This window comes from Sphingobium sp. AntQ-1, assembly GCF_028538045.1.
GTDB lineage: Bacteria > Pseudomonadota > Alphaproteobacteria > Sphingomonadales > Sphingomonadaceae > Sphingobium > Sphingobium cupriresistens.
On the sequence record NZ_CP117158.1, the window covers coordinates 2,347,777 to 2,365,639 of the forward strand.

Sequence of the window (17,863 nt, forward strand, 5' to 3'; positions counted from 1 at the left end):
CAAAAGGAAAACCTGAAATATGGGACGGTTCAGCCCGTGCGCCGGCCAAAACCGCCGCCGCCCAGGCTGGCGGAACCGAAACCGGTCTGGGCACGCGGCTGGAAGGCGACCGGCGCGCGCTTGGCGGCGCGGGCCATTTCAAGCCGTTCGTAAAGCGGGCCATCGCTCAGCTCATAGGGGAAGCGAATGCCCATCCGGTCCTCCTCGGCCCAGCGGACCGTGCCGAAGACGATGAAGCCATCCAGATCGAGTTGACATTGCGAGCGCGCCGGCAAGGTGCAGCCCACGACTTGCGCCCCGCCTTCGCTCAGATCGACGATCATGCCTTCCAGACTGTCCAGCACCGTCGTGACGACGATGGGAATGTCCACGGCAATGCGTTCGCGGCTGCGCTGTATCTGCATATCGCCTCCAAATCTCGTCAATTATCGACCCGCAAGGTTAATGAAATCTTAAATTGAGAACGATTCTTAACGTGGATTTGCCGCCAATATCCGTTTTCTTTCGCCCTTTCCGGGTTTAGGGGGCGTTGCATGACCATGTCCGACATCCTCCGTACCGCCGCGACCGCATCCAAGGCCTGGCCTTATGAAGAAGCCCGCAAGCTTGTGAAGCGCTACAAGCTTGACGAGAAAGAGGGCGGCGCGCCGGACAAGGGGCATATCCTGTTCGAAACCGGCTATGGCCCATCGGGCCTGCCGCACATCGGCACTTTCAACGAAGTGTTGCGCACGACCATGGTCCGCAACGCCTTCCATGCGCTGTCGGATATTCCCACCCGGCTGGTGGCGTTCAGCGACGATCTGGACGGGTTCCGCAAGGTGCCGGATAATGTGCCGAACCAGGCGATGCTGGCCGAATATCTGGGCAAGCCGCTGACGCAGGTGCCCGATCCGTTCGAAGAGCATGAAAGCTTTGCGCATCATAATAATGCGAGGCTGCGGGCGTTCCTCGACAGTTTCGGTTTCGACTATGAATTCGTGTCGGCGACGGAGCGGTATCAGGCCGGTGCGTTCGATGGGGCGCTGCGCCAGGTGCTGCGTCGCTATCAGGCGATCATGGACATCATGCTGCCGACCCTGCGCAAGGAACGGCAGGCGACCTATTCGCCCGTCCTGCCGATCAGCCCAAAGAGCGGTATCGTGTTGCAGGTGCCGGTGGAGGTGATCGACGCCGAAACGGGCATTGTGCGCTTTGTGGATGAGGGCGAGACGATCGAACAGTCGATCCTGGGCGGCGCGGCCAAGCTGCAATGGAAGGTCGACTGGGCGATGCGCTGGTATGCGCTGGGCGTCGATTATGAAATGGCGGGCAAGGATCTGATCGATTCGGTGACCCAGTCGTCCAAGATTTGCCGTGCGCTGGGCGGCCGCCCGCCCGAAGGCTTCAACTATGAGATGTTCCTCGACGAAAAGGGCGAGAAAATCTCCAAGTCCAAGGGCAATGGCCTCAGCCTCGAACAATGGCTGACCTACGGCCCGCAGGAAAGTCTGGCCTTCTACGCCTATCGCGAGCCGAAGAAGGCGAAGCAGCTCCACATGGGCGTCATCCCGCGCGCGGTGGACGAATATTGGCAGTTCCGCGGCAATTACGCGAAGCAGGCGGTCGAACAGCAACTGGGCAACCCGGTGCATCATATCCATGATGGCCAGTTGCCGCAGGGCGAATTGCCGGTGACTTTCGGCCTGCTGTTGAACCTGGTCGGCGTGATGGGCGATGCCAGCCGCGAACAGGTGTGGTCCTATCTGCAAAATTACGCGCCCGGCGCCAGCGCGCAAACCTATCCCGAACTGGACGCGCTGATCGGCCATGCGCTGGCCTATCACCGCGATTTCGTCGCGCCGACCCTCCGACGTCGCGCGCCAGACGTCAATGAGGCAGCGGCGTTGCGCCAACTGGACAAGGAACTGGCCGCGCTGCCGACAAGCGCATCGGCCGAAGATATCCAGAATATCGTCTATGCCATCGGCAAGGACGAGACGTTTGGTTTTGCCGAACTGCGCAACTGGTTCAAGGCGCTCTACCAGACGTTGCTGGGCGCGGATCAGGGACCGCGCATGGGCAGTTTCATTGCGCTGTACGGCATAGAAAACAGCCGCAAGCTGATCGCGCAGGCGCTTGCCGCCTGAGGCTGGCGACGCGGAACATTCTGCCATCATGGGGCGTTCTGCGCATCGGTCCACCCCCCTTTCGGACTGGTGATGCGCCTTGCGCGCATCATCGGCCGCGTGCGCCTGGAAACGGGCGGCGCGGCCAAGCGGGGGAATATAAAAAAACGGCCCCGAACGATCCGTCCGGGGCCGTTTTTATGCCCTTGGCTTTTACCAGAAGAAACTGCGGTGGGCCGTGATCACGCGGCCGGTACGGACGTTGACCAGCAGCACGTCGTTATAATGGCGGACCCAGCGCTGGTTCACGCCCGGACGAGGCAGGCGATAGCGGTAGGGATTGGCGATATAATAGCGCGAATTATAATAGGCCGGACGCAGCTGCGCACCGGCGTTCCACTGGCTGTAGCGGAAGGGCGCGCGCCAGTTGCCGCCGCGATAGACGCTGCGATGGGTGCGGCGATAGTCGCGCCAGTCTTCGCGCGCTTCCTGGCGGGCGTCGCGCACATCGCGTCGTTGTTCGCGCACATCGCGACGGTCGCCATAGCGTTGCGCCTGGCGCAGATCGCGCTTTTCCTCGCGCAGATTGCGTTCGCTGCGGCGGGCTTCGCCATAGGATTGGGCCGACGCGACGCTGGGTGCAACTGTGGCGGCAAGCAGACCAAGAATGATGAGTTTACGCATAGAAATTCTCCCATATTCTGTGGCGGTTGAACCTGTCCGGCAAGATCGGGTTCCATCGCCTGGAAAGGGGTTATGCGGCCCGGCGCCTGAACGGCGCGGAAATGAAGCTGTCAGTTTTCAGTCATTTATGTCGCAAAGTGTAACCGGCCACCGACAAGGTTCAGCCCCAGGGATGCTCGCGAAACCATTTGGTGACGACATATTTGGCGCCCCGTTCGACCGGGCGTGCGGCATGCAGGCTCAAGCGGTTGGGCGCCCCGTCGCGGTCCATATTGTTCCAGATCAGGATCATGCCCTCGACCGGCGGCACCATGAATTCGCATTGCGGGAAGTGGGTTTCGCCGCCCGCCTCCACCGGCGACAGATAGATCATCGCGGTCCAAGTCCGCTGCCCGCCGCTGGCGCGCATCTGCGGCCAATAGCTGGCGGTGACCGGGAAATAGTCGCAATGGACCTTATATTCCTGTCCCGGCGCATAGCGCTGCCCCTGGAGCGTTTCGCCATGGCGGGCGGACAGGCCGGTCAGCGCGCAGATACGGTCGCTCACCGCCAGCACCAGCTTGTCCCAGGGATTGAGGTTGCAGCTATGGCTGGTGCGATAGTCCGCGTTCGCGCTGCCCGAAAAGAGCGTGGACGGCTTGGCGTCCGCGTCGATCATTGCGCGCAGGCCTGCACATTCTTCCGCGCTCAGGAAATCCTGGCGGCCATAGATGTCGAGCAGCGGGGCGTCGATGCGATGCACCATGGGGTTGCGGTCCAGCCGCTTGCGCACATCGTCGCCAATCCCGGCGCGCAGCAGCGACGCGATGCCGCCATCATCCTTTTCCTGGCTCATGTCCGCGTCCTGCCACAGAGGCGACCGTCCTGAAAAGACCCCGGCGCGTTTCCGCGCCGGGGCCAGTTTTCCTGAAGGCCACTTCAGGGAGGGGGTTCTGATATCAACGCGGCGGCCGCCGCGGCGTCACCAGAAGAAGTCGTGGATCACATCGACGACATAGCCGTCGCGAATATCGACCAGCATCGCGTCGTCATAATAGCGAACCCAGCGCAGCGTGCCGTAGGCGGGCGGCAGGCGGTAGCTATAGGGATCATTCAGCCAGTAGCTGTTGGAATAGAGCAGGCTGCTCAGCACGATGCCGACCGAAAAACGGCGATAGCCATAATCCCAGCCGCGCGGCGCGTAATAGCGGCCCATGCGGTAGCGGTCGCCATAGCGGTTGCGATAGCTGTTCCAGTCATAACGCCGATCCTGGCGCCAGCCATTGTCCCAGCGCCGCTGGTTGCTCCAGCGGGTGCGGTCGTCATAACGGCGGCCATTATTCCAGTTCGCGCCATTCTGGCCTCGATTGTCGGTCCAACGGCGATCGTCACGCCTGTCGTCCCTGCGATCATCGCGCCGATCGTTGCGCCAGTCCTGGCGGTCGTCCCGACGATCGCTGCGCCAGTCCTGTCGCGCATCGCGGCGGTCATTGCGCCAGTCTTGCTGGTTTTCGCGCTGGTCGTTGCGGCGATCCTGCCAGTTTTGCTGGCGATCGTCGCGCCGGTCCTGCCGCGCTTCGCGTTGCGCCAGGGCGCCGGGGCGGTTCTGGTCGCTGCGCCATTGCGGATTGGCGCGCTGTTGAGGGCGCTGATCGATGCGGCGCTCAGGGCGGACTTCCGGGCGCGGCGCCGCCATCTGGGGCGCGGGCCGCACGGCCGCGCGCTGCTGCCCGCGTCGCACCTGCGCCTCGCCACGCTGGTTCATGCGGTTGCCGCGCGACATGCCGCCGCCGCTTTCCACGCGGCCGGCGCGCTCGCCACCGCGGTTGCCGCGCTGCTCCTGGTTACTTTGCGCATAGGCCGGGGCGACGCCGCTCAGCAGCGTTGCGGTCATCAGACCCGCCAGCATCATCTTCCTCAACATCGTCGTGACTTTCGTTGGCCGGGGGGCACTACGCTCCCTCATAATCCTCATTTAGAACCGCCGCGATGTCGTGATGCTGAACCCGTCAGACAGCGATTTGAAAGAATCGGCCGGAGACGATAGAGAGGGTCCATTCATGCGACCAGTGTCCGTTGGTGCGTGTCGCATTGGCGACGAACTCCCGGAACCCTGCCAAAAGCTGATCCAGATCAGTGCGCCGCCGCGTAACTGCCTATAGGACTGACGAGTGACGAGAATTCCCGAAGCTGGCCAGACCCGCCAGGCCCTGCGCGCCGCGACGATGGAATCCCATCAGGTGGTTGACGCGATCTATGCCGGCTTTGCGCTCGATTCGGCTGTCGATTATCGCGCTTTTTTGACTGCGCACGCCAGGGCGCTCGGCGGCTTGGAGCCAGCCGCACGCCCCGACGCGCCACGGTTGCCGCTATTGGCGCAGGACCTCGCGGCGCTCGACCTGCCCGTTCCCGACCCTTTGCCGTTGGCGCAAAGCCGTACCGATGGCTTTCATTGGGGCTTGCGCTATGCGCTGGAAGGATCGCGGCTGGGCGGCGCCATGTTGTCGCGCCAGGTCGCGCCCGGCCTGCCCAAGGCCTATCTGTCGGCCGCGCATGGCAAGGGCGAATGGATAGCCTTCCAGCAGGCGCTCGACAGCGCCGCGATGGAAGGCGGCGAAGGCTGGCTGGACGACGCCGTGCAGGGCGCGCAGGCCGCCTTCGCCCTTTTCGCGCAGGCGGGCCGAGCCTCTCAGGTGGGTGGCCATGGCTGATCGCGAAGCGACCAACGCGACCTTCGCGGTCGATCTCACCAATTGCGATCGGGAACCGATCCATGTGCTGGGGGCGGTTCAGCCGTTCGGCTTCCTGATCGCGCTGACCGCCGACTGGCTGGTGTCGCGCGTATCGGCCAACAGCGCGGAGTTTATCGGCCTGTCGCCCGACGACATGTTGGGCAAGCCCATCCACGCCCTGTTGGATGGGGAGGCGATCCACGCGCTGCGTAATCGCATCACCCTGCTGCGCGGCCCCGATTCGGTCGAACGCCTGTTTTCGATTCCCTTGATGGCGGGCGGCCCGGCTTTCGACGTCGCGGTCCATTTTTCCGGCCCGTTGGTGGTGGTGGAGGCGGAGCCGGCGGCGCATGGCGAGATGGAGGCGAGCAGCACCGTCCGTTCGATGGTGGCGCGATTGGCCCAGGCCGATGGCATGGCCGCCTTCCTGCGCGACGGTGCGCGGCAGGTGCGGGCGCTGACCGGCTTCGATCGTGTGATGGTCTATCGTTTCGCCGATGCCGGGGACGGCGAAGTGGTCGCCGAAGCTTTGAAACCGGGTATCGACAGCTTTTTTGGCCTTCACTATCCTGCGTCCGACATTCCCGCGCAGGCGCGTGCGCTCTATATGCGCAATATTTTTCGCGTGATCGCCGACGTGAAAGCGCCGCCGGTGCCGATCGTTCCGCAACTCGACCCCAATGGTGCGGCGCTCGACATGTCGCTGTGCCTGACCCGCGCCGTGTCGCCGATCCATATTGAATATCTTCGCAATATGGGGGTGGGCGCGTCGCTCTCCATCTCCATCATCGTCGAAGGCAAATTGTGGGGGTTGTTCGCCTGCCACCATTATGCGCCGCGCCTGCCGACCTTCGCACAGCGCAGCGCGGCCGAACTGTTCGGCCAGATATTCTCGATGATGCTGGAAAGTCGCGAGCGTGGCGAAACCGCCGCCTATGAAGGCAAGGCGCGGCAGGTGGCCGACCGGCTGCTGTCGGCGGTGGCGCAGGACCATGATCTGCTGTCCAACGCCCGTTGGCTGGGCGACATCATCTTCGACACGATCCCCGCCGATGGCGTGGGCGTCTATATTGACGGGCAGATGACCTTTTCGGGCCTTGCCCCCGACGAGCCTGCCTTCGCCGCGATCGTGTCGATGATGAACCGCGTGGCCGCCAGTCAGGTCTATACTACCGCCAATCTGTCGGCGGTATTGCCCGACGCGGCCGCCTATGCCGACCGCGTATCGGGCCTGTTGGCGATCCCGCTGTCGCGCCGACCGCGCGACTATGTCGTGTTGTTCCGGGCCGAGCAGTTGCGATCGGTGCGCTGGGCCGGCAATCCCGAAAAAGCCATCGAATATGGTCCCAACGGGCCGCGGCTGACGCCGCGCAAAAGTTTCGAACAATGGTCGCAACTGGTGAAGGGCACCGCGCTGGCCTTCACCCCGGCGGAACTGCGGGTGGCCGAAGCGCTGCGCACCGCGCTGCTGGAGGTGATCCTGCGCCTGTCCGATTCGGCCGATGCCGAACGGCGACGGGCGCATGAGAAGCAGGAACTGTTGATCGCCGAACTCAACCACCGCGTCCGCAACATCCTGTCGCTGATCCGCGGGCTGTTGTCGCAGACGCGCGACAGCGCGCAATCGGTCGACGAATTTATCGGTACGCTGGAAAGTCGGGTCCATGCGCTGGCCCGCGCCCATGACCAGATCACGGCCGATCGCTGGAGCCCGGCGCGCCTCTATGATCTGATCGAGGTCGAATCAGGCGCTTATCTGGGCGAACGCAGCGACCGGGTAAAGCTGTCTGGTCCCAATGTGCTGTTGACGCCGGGCTGTTTCACCGTGCTGGCGCTGGTGATCCACGAAATGCTGACCAATGCCGCCAAATATGGCGCGCTGTCGGACAATGGGTCGGTCAAGATCGCCTGGCGCGTGGACGGGGATGGCAGCCTGCTGATCGACTGGACCGAAAGCGGCGGCCCGGCGGTGGTCGCGCCAACGCGGCGCGGCTTCGGTTCGACGGTGATAGAACGGTCCATTCCCTATGATCTGGGTGGCCATGCCGAAATCAACTATCGACTCGCGGGGATCGAGGCGCATTTCTGCATTCCGTCCACCCATGTCGTGTCGGTGCTGCCCGACGTGGTGGGAAGCGATCGCGCAAAGCCGGTCGCCGCGGTCGAGCCCGGCCTGCTGAAAGGGCGCAATGTTCTGCTGGTCGAGGATAATATGATTATCGCCATGGATGGCGAGGATGCGCTGCGCGACCTGGGCGCGGAGGTGATGACCGTCGCCAGCGTGGGTCGCGCGCGCGAGGCGATCGCGATCCAGCCGGTCGATCTGGCGGTGCTCGACTTCAACCTGGGTCATGAAAACAGCCTGCCGATCGCGGAATTGCTGGCGGAGCGTGGCGTCCCCTTCATCTTTGCGACTGGCTATGGCGACGGGCTGGAACTGCCGGCGCGATTCGAAGGAGTTACGCTGCTCAAAAAGCCTTATTCCGGCGCGACTCTGGCGCAGGCGCTGACGCCGGTCGTCGGCGCAGCGGGCTGACCTGAGACAACGAAACGGACAGTTTCCGCATCGTCGATTGCGGCCCGCCCCGCGCTTGCCGATCTATGCGCCATGTCCACACAGCCTACCCTTTTCATCCCCCATGGCGGCGGTCCCTGTTTCTTCATGGACCCGGCCGATTCCGACCATGCGCATAGCGACCCGATATGGCGGCCGATGCAGGATTATCTCGCCGGGCTGATCGCAACCCTGCCCGAACGGCCGCGCGCGATCCTGCTGGTGTCGGGCCATTGGGAAGAGCAGGCCTTCACCGTCCATACAGGGGAACGCCCATCCCTGCTCTTCGATTATTATGGCTTTCCGTCGCACACCTATACGCTGCGCTGGGACGCGCCGGGTGCGCCCGATCTGGCGCGCCGCGCCGCCAGCCTCCTGGCGGATGCGGGCTTCGCCACGGCGGAGGAAGAAGCGCGCGGCTGGGACCATGGCGTCTTCGTGCCCCTGAAGGTCGCGCTGCCCGATGCCGACATTCCGGTCGCCCAGTTGTCATTGCGCCATGATCTCGATCCGGCCGCTCATATCGCGGCCGGGCGTGCGCTTGCTCCTTTGCGTGACGAAGGCGTGCTGATCGTCGGGTCGGGCATGAGCTTTCACAATCTGCGCGTGCGCGGGCCGCAGGCGATCGGGCCGTCCACATCCTGGGACTATGCCCTGACCGCCGCGGTGACCGCTACCGATCCGCAGAGCAGGGCGGCCCGCGTCGCCGCCTGGGAGGCATTGCCGCAGGCCCGTTTCGCCCATCCGCGCGAGGAGCATCTGTTGCCGTTGATGGTGGCGCTGGGCGCGGGCGGCGACGATGCCGCCACCTGCGACCATCGCAGTTCGGTCATGGGCTGGTCGGTGTCGGGCTATCGTTTCGGCTGAGTCGGCGGGCGGCCGAGCGCCGGGACGGTCCGGGCCGCATCCTCCGGGGTGATGCCCGGCGGTGGCGCGGCCGCCACCTGATCTTCCCCGCGCATGATCCGGCCGGCCCGCTTGATCGCGCCGCGCAGCCGGGGGTAGATGCCGCAGCGGCAGATATTGGTGATCGCCCCGTCGATCTCTTCGTCGGACGGGTCGTTGGTCCGCCGCAGCAGCACCGACGCGGCCATGATCATGCCGGGGATGCAATAGCCGCATTGCGACACATTGTCGGCCGCGAACGCCTGTTGCAGCGGGTGGCCGCGATCGGGCGACAGCGCCTCGATCGTGGTGACGAAGCGGCCCTCGGTCTTCCCGATCGTCACCTGGCAGGATCGTACCGCCTCGCCATCGATATCCACGGTGCAGGCGCCGCAATCGCCGGTGCCGCAGCCATATTTGGCGCCAGTCAGGTTCGATGCATCGCGCAACGCCCAGAGCAGCGGCGTTTCGGGGTCCATGCGATATTGGACAGGCCGGTCGTTGACGGTGAAGCGGGTCATGGCAGCGCTTCGATCGCAGCATCCGCCTCTTCCGCTTTGTGATAGAGGACTTCGTTGCGGATATGGATGATCTGCGACGCGAGCCGGATTTCCTGGATGAAAGTGGCGAAACCGCCCGCCTGCAACAGCATCGCCAAGCTGAACAGGGCGGCGATCGGCGTGCCCAGATGCGCGTCGAACAGATTGCCCGCGAACAGCAGGATGACGACCAGGCAGACCGCGCAGGCGGACGCGACCGACAGGAAGATGGCGCTGTTGACGACGCTCATCCGCCGGTCGAGCACGCGGATTTCCGCGACCATCCGGTCATGTTCCTTGCCGCGCGAGGTCAGGATCGCGGCCTCCACCGAGCGCGCCCGATCAATGATGCGGGCGAGGCGACTGACGCAGACGTTCAGGAACGCGCCGATGCCCGCCAGCAGGAAGACGGGTGCAAGCGCCAATTGGATGGTCTGGGCGACCTGACTGACCTGGGGCAGGGGGATCATTGCGCGGCACCTCTCACGACGCAGCTATCCTTCATCGCGGAAGACGGGGCAAGAGCATGACGGAATGCCATTGCACGCCCTGTTTAGACGAAGCAGGTGTTCCCGCGACGGCGGGAACCCAGTCCTGTCGTCTGAACTGGATTCCCACCTTCGCGGGAACACGCCGCGTCCTGCAATCAGGCCACGCCCTTGGACGAGGGCGCATTGACGCCCATGGATTTCAGATATTGCTTGATGTTGCGCGCCGCCTGCCGCAGTCGCTGTTCATTCTCGACCATGGCGATGCGGACGAAGCCTTCGCCATCCTCGCCATAGCCAACGCCCGGAGCGACCGCGACCTTGGCATGGGTGAGCAACTGTTTGGAGAATTCCAGCGACCCCATCTCCTTCAAGGCCGGCGGCAACGGCGCCCAGCAGAACATCGATGCGCGCGCAGGCGGAATGTCCCATCCGGCGCGGCCGAAGCTCTCCACCAGCACGTCGCGGCGCTTGTGATAGAGAAGGCGGTTCTTCTCGACGATGTCCTGCGGCCCGTTGAGCGCGGCGCAGGCGGCCGCCTGGATCGGCGTGAAGGCGCCATAGTCGAGATAGGATTTCACCCGCGTCATCGCCGCGATCAGTTTGCGGTTGCCCACGGCGAAACCCATGCGCCATCCGGCCATGCTGTAGGTCTTGGACAGCGAGGTGAATTCGATCGCGACATCCTTCGCGCCCGGCACCTGAAGGATGGAGGGCGTCGGATTGCCGTCATAATATAATTCGGAGTAGGCCAGGTCGCTCAGCACCCAGACCTTATTCTCCTTCGCCCAGGCGACCAGCCGTTCGTAGAAGGCGAGGTCGACCGTCTCGGCCGTCGGGTTGGACGGATAGTTGACGACGAGGATCGACGGACGCGGCACGGTGAAGGCCATGGCGCGGTCGAGCGCGCGGAAATAATTTTCGTCCGCGGTCGTTGGCACGGACCGGATCGTGGCGCCCGCCAGGATGAAGCCGAACATGTGGATCGGGTAGCTGGGATTGGGGGCCAGCACGACGTCGCCCGGCGCGGTGATCGCGGTGGCGAGGCTGGCCAGCCCTTCCTTCGACCCCATGGTCACGACGACTTCGGTTTCCGGGTCGACATCGACGCCGAAGCGGCGGCCGTAATAATTGGCCTGCGCCTTGCGAAGGCCGGGAATGCCCTTCGACTGGGAATAGCCATGGGCGTCTGGCTTCTGCGCCACCTCGATCAGCTTGGCGATGACGTGCGGCGGCGGCGGCAGGTCGGGATTGCCCATGCCCAGGTCGATAATATCCTCTCCCGCCGCACGGGCGGCCGCTCGCATCGCATTGACTTCGGCGATGACATAGGGCGGCAGGCGCTTCATGCGGTAAAATTCTTCGGACATTATAGGGGCTTTCCTGAAAGCTCTCTGTAGGGAATAGTGCGCGACGCGCCGCTGGCATGTCACAATCTGGCTATAACTCGCCCGATTGCGACGCGCCAGCGAAAGCGGCGCGACGCAATGATGCCAGGAGGAGCAAGGTGGCCATGGATAAAGCCGACGTCATGGAACCTCACCTGCCCACGCTCCAGCAGATGCAGCAATGGACCGAGGTGATCGGCCGCGCCCAGCAGTTGATGCTGGAACAGGCGGCGGGCGCGACGGGCCGCGTGCTGTCTTTCGACCCGGAAACCGTGGCGCGCATCCAGACCAGCTTCGCAGACGAAGGGTTGGCGCTGTGGCAGCGTTTCCTCGATTCGGGCGGATTGCTGCGCGATCAGCCCGACCCGGCACCGGCGGACAGCCCGGCGGCCGCCAAGGACCGACGCTTTGCCGACCCGGCCTGGACGCAGCATCCCTTTTACGACCTGATCCGGCAAAGCTATCTGCTGGTGTCGGACTATCTGACCCGGCTGGCGGACGCGGTGGATGGCGTCGATCCCAAGGCCAAGGCCAAGCTGCGTTTCGCCACCAGCGGGATGCTGGACGCGCTCTCGCCCGCCAATTTCCCGCTCACCAATCCGACCGTCGTGCAGAAGACGATCGAGAGCGGCGGCGAGAATCTGGTCAAGGGCCTCAAGCACATGCTGGCCGACATGGAAAAGGGGCAACTGACCCATACCGACGGCACGCAATTCGAGTTGGGGCGCAACATCGCCGCGACGCCAGGCAAGGTCATTCATGAAACCCCGCTCTACCAGCTGATCCATTATGCCCCTTCGACCGCGACGGTGCTGGAAACCCCGCTCATCATCTTCCCGCCCTGGATCAACCGTTTCTACATTCTCGACCTGTCGCCGGAAAAGAGTTTCGTCAAATGGGCGGTGGATCAGGGGATCAGCGTGTTCCTGGTATCGTGGAAGTCGGCCGACGCCTCCATGAAGGATCTGGTCTGGGACGATTATATCCTTAAGGGCCAGGTCGATGCGATCGATACGGTGCGCAACCTGCTGAAGGTGAAGAGCGTCCACACCATCGGCTATTGCGTCGCGGGGACGACGCTGGCCGCGACGCTGGCGCTGCTGGCGGCGCGGGGGCAGGCGGACAAGGTGGCGAGCGCGACCTTCTTCACCGCGCAGGTGGATTTCAGCAAGGCCGGCGACCTGACCTTGTTCATCGACGACGAGCAAATGAAGCTGGTGGATCAGCTATCGTCGGGCGGATTTCTGGACGGGCGCTATATGGCCGTCACGTTCAACCTGCTGCGCGGGCGCGACTTGATCTGGAACTATGTCGTCAACAATTATCTGCTGGGCATGGATTATCCGCCCTTCGACCTGCTTTATTGGAATGGCGACACGACCAACCTGCCGGCGCGCTGGCACAAGGATTATCTGACCCGGCTGTATCGCGACAATCTGCTGGTCGCGCCCGGCGCCATCAGCGTGGACGGTACGCCGATCGACCTCAAGACGATCCAGACCCCCGCTTATGTGCAGGCCGGACGGGAGGACCATATCGCCCCGCTGGAAAGCGTATGGAAGCTGACGGAAAATCTGTCCGGCCCGGTGCGGTTCCTGCTGGCGGGGTCTGGACATATCGCCGGGGTCATCAATCCGCCCGCAGCGAACAAATATCAATATTGGGTGGCGGACGAGGCGCAGCCGACGCTGGAGGATTTCCTGGCGATGGCGAAGGAAACCAAGGGAAGCTGGTGGCCGGATTGGCGCGCCTGGATCGAACGGGGTGATTCGCGCACGGTGCCGGCCAAGGGCGCGCGGCAGCCGGGGAAAGGCCGTCTCAAGGCGATCGAAGATGCGCCCGGACGCTACGTAAAGGGGCGCTAAGCTCCATAATATAAGCTTTTCGGCCAATAGTGCCGAAAAGCCGTCCAACCGTCCGTTTCAATTTTGTTGCAGTGCACAATAAGCCTTGCAAGGCGCTTTCAAAACCCTTATTGTGCACTGCAACAAACGGAGGATGGTCATGGCTGTTACCCCAAAGACCCCGAAGAGCAGCCCGCTCGCCAAGCCCGGTTCGTCGACCCTGTCGGCGAGCGAGGCGCTCAAGGCGGCGGAAGCGGCGATCGGTGGCGCGGCTGAAAAGAAGCCCGCGCCCAAAAAAGCGGTTTCGGCCGCGGTGAAGCCGATCGACACCAATCCGCAGAAAGAGCCCACGCCGACGCCTGCCCCCACGCCGACGCCGACGCCCGCTCCGATGCCTTCGTCAACTGCCGAGATCCCGACCGAACAGGTTGATCCCGTCGCGATCGCCGCCGCGTCGACGGCGGTGGACGCCGCGCCCGAACCCGAAATTACAGAGAGCCTGGCCAAGGCCGAAACCATTGCGACCCAGCCGCTGCCCGCAGAAGGAACCAAGATCATGAACGATGTCATCGAAACCGGTAAGAAGTTCGCCGAAGACACCAAAGCCAAGTTCGAAACGGCCTATGCCGACATGAACGAGAAGGCCAAGGCCAGCGTCGAGAAATCGACCAAGGCGATTGAAGAGCTGAGCGACATCGCCAAGGGCAATGTCGAAGCGCTGGTCGAGTCCGGCAAGATCGCCGCCAAGGCCATGGAGACCATGGGCCAGGAAGCCGTCGATTACAGCCGCAAGAATTTTGAAAAGGCGACCGCGTCGTTCAAGACCTTCTCGACCGTCAAGACGCCGACCGAATTCTTCCAGTTGCAGAGCCAGATGTTTTCGAGCAGCTTCGACGAGTTCACCAAGGAAGCCGCCAAGAGCAGCGAAGCGATGATGAAGCTGGCCGGTGACATCGCTCAACCGCTGACCGCGCGCGTGACGCTGGTGACCGACAAGGTGAAGTCGCTGGCCGCCTGATCGGCCACGCTTTCCCTATCGTAGCAAAGGGGCGTCACTTCCATCACGGAAGCGGCGCCCCTTTGCTATAACGCTGAAATATCGTCCTACCGGCCGGATGGGCTTTTCGGCCCCTTGCCATGGCGCGGCAAATCGCCATATCCTTGAGCATCATGAACAGCCTTACCACATCCCATGCAGGCCCCGTTGCGATGGCCGGCCAGCATCCGGACGATCAGGGCGAGGGGCCAGGCGGTCCCAGCGTCGGAATCGCCACCCGGACGCGCACCCGCACCAAAAAGCCTTCGCTCTACAAGGTGTTGCTGCTCAATGACGACTATACCCCGATGGAGTTCGTCGTGCATGTGCTGCAAAGCTTCTTCCGCATGGACATGGAGGAAGCGACGCGGGTGATGTTGCATGTCCACCAGCGGGGCGTCGGCGTATGCGGCATTTTCAGCTATGAGGTCGCCGAGACGAAGGTGAACCAGGTGATGGATTTCGCCCGGCAAAACCAGCATCCGTTGCAATGCACGCTGGAAAAGGCCTGACCGGGGCCAAGCGTTAATCGGTTCTTGAGCGGGCATAGTTTTCACGGGTTCCCTCGCGCGCCTGCCCATCCTACACCGGCAGGCGTGAGCGACGCGCCAAGAGCCGACATCTATGACCTGGCCGTCATTGGCGGCGGGGTGAATGGCTGTGGCATCGCCCGCGACGCGGCCGGGCGCGGCGCGCGCGTGCTGTTGCTGGAACAGGGCGACCTTGCCAGCGGCACATCGTCGGCATCCACCAAGCTGATCCATGGCGGCCTGCGCTATCTGGAGCATCGCGAGTTCGCTCTGGTGCGCGAATCGCTGGCCGAGCGCGAGCGGCTCTGGGCCATCGCGCCGCATATCATCCATCCGATGCGTTTCGTCCTGCCTTGGACCAAGGGGCTGCGGCCGCGCTGGATGCTGCGGCTGGGCCTGTTCCTCTACGACCATGTAGGCGGCCGTCGCGCTTTGCCCGCGACGCAGGCGATCGACCTGCGTCGCCATCCGGCGGGCGTGGCGTTGAAGGCCCGATTCGGGCCGGGCTATTGCTATTCCGACGGATGGGTCGACGACGCCCGGCTGGTCGTGCTCAATGCGCGCGATGCCGCTGATCGAGGCGTGGACGTGCGCACCCGGACGACCGTCATCCGCCTGGCGCGCGCCGATGGCCGTTGGCGGATCGTGACGCGGTCGAAGCGCGGCGAAGAGACTGTCCACGCCCGCGCGGCGGTGAACGCCACCGGGCCGGCCGTGCTGGACCTGCTCCACCGCGCCGAACGGCCGACCGACCGGCATATGCGGCTGGTGCGCGGATCGCATATCGTCGTGCCGCGCCTGTTCGATCATGGCTTCGCCTATTTCTTCCAACTGCCCGATGGCCGCATCTTCTTCGCCATCCCCTATGAACGCGACTTCACGCTGATCGGCACGACCGACCGCGATCATGACGGCGGGCTGGACCATGTGGCCGCAAGCGCCGAGGAGATCGCCTATCTGTGCGAGGGCGCGAATCGCTATTTCGCGCGATCGATCGCGCCGGCCGATGTCGTCTGGTCCTATGCCGGGGTGCGGCCGCTGGTCGATGACGGATCGGCGAGGCCCGAAGCGGCGACGCGCGGCTATCGCCTGGAACTGGACGGGGAGGCTGGCGCGCCAGCGCTGCTGAGCGTCTTCGGCGGCAAGATCACCACCTATCGTCATCTGGCGGCGGAGGCGGTCAATCTACTCAAGCCCCATCTGCCGATGTTGCAGGGTGGCGACTGGACCGCCCATGCGCCCTTGCCCGGCGGCGACTTTCCCATGACCGGCCTTGCGGACCTGACCGCCGGTCTGGCGCGCGACTATCCCTTTCTGGCGTCCGCCACGGTTGACCGGATCGCACGCGCCTACGGCACCCAGGCGCGGGTCTGGCTGGGGGCGGCCCGCAATGCATCGGCGCTGGGTTTGGACTTCGGCCATGGCTTCACGGAAGCGGAGGCGGCGCATATGGTGACCCGTGAATGGGCGCAGACCAGTGAGGACATGCTGTGGCGGCGCAGCAAGCTGGGGCTGCGGCTGGACCGGGCGCAGGTCGATCGGCTGGAGCGGTGGCTGGAGGGGAGGCTATGAGCGAGCGGCTGTTGCTGGTGCTGGACGCGGGCACGACGTCGACCCGCGCCATGCTCTATGCCCCCGACGGCGCGCGGATTGCGACCGCGCAGGCGGACCTGACCCAATATTATCCGCAGCCCGGCTGGGTCGAGCATGATGCGGCGGAAATCTGGACCCGCACGCTGGCCTGCGCCCGGCGGATGGTGGATCGGGCCGGTGGCGCGGACCGGGTCGCCGCGATCGGCATCGCGAACCAGCGCGAAACGACGGTCGCCTGGAACCGGCGGACGGGCGATCCGATCGGCCGGGCGATCGTGTGGCAGGACCGGCGCACGGCCGATCACTGTGCGGCCTTGCGGGAAGCGGGTCATGAGCCGCTGGTCCAGCGGCGCACCGGCCTGGTCATCGACCCCTATTTCTCCGCGACCAAGATGCGCTGGATGATCGACCACCGCCCCGATGTCGCGGCAGCCGGGGACGGATTGGCGCTGGGCACGGTCGAAAGCTGGCTGGTGTGGAAGCTGACCGGCGGGCTGCATATCAGCGACGCCGGCAATGCCAGCCGGACGCAGTTGATGGCGCTTGACGGGGCGGGATGGGATAGGGATCTGTGCGCCCTGTTCGGCGTCCCGCAGGCGGCGTTGCCGGAGATCGTCGACAATGCGGGCGATTTCGGCGCGACCCTGCCGGAATGGCTGGGTGGGCCGATCCGGGTCTGCGGGCTGGCGGGGGACCAGCAGGCGGCGACCATCGGGCAAGGATGCCTGGCGCCGGGCGCGGTCAAGGCGACTTTGGGCACTGGCGCTTTCGTGCTGGCGCCGGTGGGGGAGGCGGCGCCGACGTCCGCCCAGCGGCTGCTGGGCACGATATTGTATCAGATAGCGGGGCGACGCCACTATGCCTTGGAGGGATCGATCTTCGTCGCGGGCAGTCTGATCCAGTGGCTGCGCGACCGGATCGGCCTGATCGCGGCGGCGGCCGATACCGATGCGATCGCCCGTTCCGTGCCCGACAATGGCGGCGTCTTCCTGCTGCCCGCTTTGTCCGGCCTGGGCGCGCCGCACTGGCGGCCGGAGGCGACCGGCATGATCGTCGGGCTGACCCATGGCGCCGGCCGGGCGCATATCGTCCGGGCAGCGCTCGAATCGATGGCGCATCAGCTGCATGACCTCGCTGCCGCCTTTGCCGCTGATGGCGCGCCCTGGCGGTCGCTGCGGATCGATGGCGGAATGAGCGCCAATGACTGGATCGCGCAGGACGTGGCCGACATGCTGGAGCTGACCGTCGAACGGCCTGGCGATGTGGAGACGACGGCGCGGGGCGCGGCCATGCTGGCGGGGGTCGGGGCCGGCCTGTTCCCCTCGCTGGCCGCGGCGGCTGGCATGGCGGCGACAGGGATGCGATTCGCGCCCGTTCTCGCCGCGCCGGTACGGGCGCAAAGGCTGGCGGGGTGGCGCGCGTTATTGGCGCAGGCGGCGCAGGGAGCCGCTACGGATTAGCGGCTGTTTTCCTCCATGGCGACACGGCGATCGTGAGCAAATA

At 64.6% G+C, this 17,863-nt stretch carries 16 protein-coding genes; 9 read left to right on the forward strand and 7 right to left on the reverse strand.

Annotated features, from left to right (window positions below; translation table 11 throughout):
- Positions 1 to 29 precede the first annotated feature (29 nt).
- Entirely contained in the window at positions 30 to 404 is a 375-nt protein-coding gene (locus tag sphantq_RS11760; RefSeq protein WP_066599637.1) for a PilZ domain-containing protein, read from the reverse strand.
- A 129-nt stretch (positions 405 to 533) separates the two neighbouring features.
- Here sphantq_RS11760 and sphantq_RS11765 point away from each other — a divergent pair, with 129 nt between their 5' ends.
- Positions 534 to 2,129 carry a lysine--tRNA ligase gene (locus tag sphantq_RS11765; RefSeq protein WP_272798574.1) on the forward strand — a complete coding sequence of 532 codons (1,596 nt, stop codon included), beginning with the start codon at positions 534 to 536 and terminating at the stop codon, positions 2,127 to 2,129.
- Positions 2,130 to 2,321: 192 nt separating this feature from the next.
- Here the strand turns inward: sphantq_RS11765 and sphantq_RS11770 are convergent, their stop codons facing one another.
- The 3 genes from sphantq_RS11770 to sphantq_RS11780 all read right to left on the reverse strand — a co-directional run bounded on the left by sphantq_RS11770 (position 2,322) and on the right by sphantq_RS11780 (position 4,665).
- A complete protein-coding gene (locus tag sphantq_RS11770) occupies positions 2,322 to 2,792 on the reverse strand; it encodes an RcnB family protein (protein WP_066599640.1) in 471 nt (156 codons plus the stop codon).
- A gap of 160 nt (positions 2,793 to 2,952) precedes the next feature.
- Entirely contained in the window at positions 2,953 to 3,627 is a 675-nt protein-coding gene (locus tag sphantq_RS11775; RefSeq protein ID WP_066599643.1) for a prolyl hydroxylase family protein, read from the reverse strand.
- Positions 3,628 to 3,753: 126 nt separating this feature from the next.
- Positions 3,754 to 4,665 (reverse strand): RcnB family protein, encoded by a 912-nt coding sequence (locus sphantq_RS11780; protein ID WP_272798575.1) that lies wholly within the window; start codon positions 4,663 to 4,665, stop codon positions 3,754 to 3,756.
- A gap of 277 nt (positions 4,666 to 4,942) precedes the next feature.
- Between sphantq_RS11780 and sphantq_RS11785 the strand changes: the two genes are divergently transcribed.
- The 3 genes from sphantq_RS11785 to sphantq_RS11795 all read left to right on the forward strand — a co-directional run bounded on the left by sphantq_RS11785 (position 4,943) and on the right by sphantq_RS11795 (position 8,924).
- A complete protein-coding gene (locus sphantq_RS11785; RefSeq protein WP_443021477.1) occupies positions 4,943 to 5,482 on the forward strand; it encodes a biliverdin-producing heme oxygenase in 540 nt (179 codons plus the stop codon).
- Positions 5,475 to 8,039, forward strand: coding sequence for an HWE histidine kinase domain-containing protein (locus tag sphantq_RS11790; RefSeq protein ID WP_066599648.1), 2,565 nt, complete (start codon positions 5,475 to 5,477; stop codon positions 8,037 to 8,039). The genes sphantq_RS11785 and sphantq_RS11790 overlap by 8 nt, the downstream gene beginning before the upstream one ends.
- 72 nt (positions 8,040 to 8,111) lie before the next feature.
- Positions 8,112 to 8,924 carry a DODA-type extradiol aromatic ring-opening family dioxygenase gene (locus sphantq_RS11795; protein ID WP_272798576.1) on the forward strand — a complete coding sequence of 271 codons (813 nt, stop codon included), beginning with the start codon at positions 8,112 to 8,114 and terminating at the stop codon, positions 8,922 to 8,924.
- On the opposite strand, the gene sphantq_RS11800 is transcribed toward sphantq_RS11795, so the two are convergent.
- From sphantq_RS11800 to sphantq_RS11810, 3 genes are all read right to left on the reverse strand, one after another.
- Positions 8,909 to 9,463 carry a (2Fe-2S)-binding protein gene (locus sphantq_RS11800; protein WP_129925699.1) on the reverse strand — a complete coding sequence of 185 codons (555 nt, stop codon included), beginning with the start codon at positions 9,461 to 9,463 and terminating at the stop codon, positions 8,909 to 8,911. The genes sphantq_RS11795 and sphantq_RS11800 overlap by 16 nt on opposite strands.
- Positions 9,460 to 9,951 carry a DUF2721 domain-containing protein gene (locus sphantq_RS11805; RefSeq protein ID WP_066599657.1) on the reverse strand — a complete coding sequence of 164 codons (492 nt, stop codon included), beginning with the start codon at positions 9,949 to 9,951 and terminating at the stop codon, positions 9,460 to 9,462. Before sphantq_RS11805 ends, sphantq_RS11800 begins: the two co-directional genes overlap by 4 nt.
- 176 nt (positions 9,952 to 10,127) lie before the next feature.
- Complete coding sequence (locus tag sphantq_RS11810; protein WP_066599661.1) at positions 10,128 to 11,339, reverse strand: LL-diaminopimelate aminotransferase; 1,212 nt, start codon at positions 11,337 to 11,339, stop codon at positions 10,128 to 10,130.
- 143 nt (positions 11,340 to 11,482) lie between these two features.
- On the opposite strand from sphantq_RS11810, the gene sphantq_RS11815 reads away from it, so the two are divergent.
- The 5 genes from sphantq_RS11815 (at position 11,483) to sphantq_RS11835 (ending at position 17,820) form a co-directional block, all read left to right on the forward strand.
- A complete protein-coding gene (locus sphantq_RS11815) occupies positions 11,483 to 13,222 on the forward strand; it encodes a PHA/PHB synthase family protein (RefSeq protein ID WP_272800224.1) in 1,740 nt (579 codons plus the stop codon).
- A gap of 139 nt (positions 13,223 to 13,361) precedes the next feature.
- Complete coding sequence (locus tag sphantq_RS11820) at positions 13,362 to 14,219, forward strand: phasin family protein (RefSeq protein ID WP_272798577.1); 858 nt, start codon at positions 13,362 to 13,364, stop codon at positions 14,217 to 14,219.
- Between the two features lie 119 nt (positions 14,220 to 14,338).
- Positions 14,339 to 14,749: an ATP-dependent Clp protease adapter ClpS gene (gene clpS / locus sphantq_RS11825; protein WP_066599673.1), complete on the forward strand. Its 411-nt coding sequence runs from the start codon at positions 14,339 to 14,341 to the stop codon at positions 14,747 to 14,749.
- A gap of 84 nt (positions 14,750 to 14,833) precedes the next feature.
- On the forward strand, positions 14,834 to 16,339 hold the full coding sequence (locus sphantq_RS11830; RefSeq protein WP_272798578.1) for a glycerol-3-phosphate dehydrogenase: 1,506 nt from the start codon (positions 14,834 to 14,836) through the stop codon (positions 16,337 to 16,339).
- The gene (locus tag sphantq_RS11835; protein ID WP_272798579.1) at positions 16,336 to 17,820 is read left to right on the forward strand and encodes a glycerol kinase; all 1,485 of its coding nucleotides are present in this window, start codon (positions 16,336 to 16,338) and stop codon (positions 17,818 to 17,820) included. The genes sphantq_RS11830 and sphantq_RS11835 overlap by 4 nt, the downstream gene beginning before the upstream one ends.
- Positions 17,821 to 17,863 lie beyond the last annotated feature (43 nt).

What these genes read in the sequence shown, in the direction of transcription:
- sphantq_RS11760 (WP_066599637.1), bottom strand. Translation starts at nt 404, where the DNA reads ATGCAGATACAGCGCAGCCGCGAACGCATTGCCGTGGACATTCCCATC.
- sphantq_RS11765 (WP_272798574.1), top strand. Translation starts at nt 534, where the DNA reads ATGACCATGTCCGACATCCTCCGTACCGCCGCGACCGCATCCAAGGCC.
- sphantq_RS11770 (WP_066599640.1), bottom strand. Translation starts at nt 2,792, where the DNA reads ATGCGTAAACTCATCATTCTTGGTCTGCTTGCCGCCACAGTTGCACCC.
- sphantq_RS11775 (WP_066599643.1), bottom strand. Translation starts at nt 3,627, where the DNA reads ATGAGCCAGGAAAAGGATGATGGCGGCATCGCGTCGCTGCTGCGCGCC.
- sphantq_RS11780 (WP_272798575.1), bottom strand. Translation starts at nt 4,665, where the DNA reads ATGACCGCAACGCTGCTGAGCGGCGTCGCCCCGGCCTATGCGCAAAGT.
- sphantq_RS11790 (WP_066599648.1), top strand. Translation starts at nt 5,475, where the DNA reads ATGGCTGATCGCGAAGCGACCAACGCGACCTTCGCGGTCGATCTCACC.
- sphantq_RS11795 (WP_272798576.1), top strand. Translation starts at nt 8,112, where the DNA reads ATGTCCACACAGCCTACCCTTTTCATCCCCCATGGCGGCGGTCCCTGT.
- sphantq_RS11800 (WP_129925699.1), bottom strand. Translation starts at nt 9,463, where the DNA reads ATGACCCGCTTCACCGTCAACGACCGGCCTGTCCAATATCGCATGGAC.
- sphantq_RS11805 (WP_066599657.1), bottom strand. Translation starts at nt 9,951, where the DNA reads ATGATCCCCCTGCCCCAGGTCAGTCAGGTCGCCCAGACCATCCAATTG.
- sphantq_RS11810 (WP_066599661.1), bottom strand. Translation starts at nt 11,339, where the DNA reads ATGTCCGAAGAATTTTACCGCATGAAGCGCCTGCCGCCCTATGTCATC.
- sphantq_RS11815 (WP_272800224.1), top strand. Translation starts at nt 11,483, where the DNA reads ATGGATAAAGCCGACGTCATGGAACCTCACCTGCCCACGCTCCAGCAG.
- sphantq_RS11820 (WP_272798577.1), top strand. Translation starts at nt 13,362, where the DNA reads ATGGCTGTTACCCCAAAGACCCCGAAGAGCAGCCCGCTCGCCAAGCCC.
- clpS (WP_066599673.1), top strand. Translation starts at nt 14,339, where the DNA reads ATGGCGCGGCAAATCGCCATATCCTTGAGCATCATGAACAGCCTTACC.
- sphantq_RS11835 (WP_272798579.1), top strand. Translation starts at nt 16,336, where the DNA reads ATGAGCGAGCGGCTGTTGCTGGTGCTGGACGCGGGCACGACGTCGACC.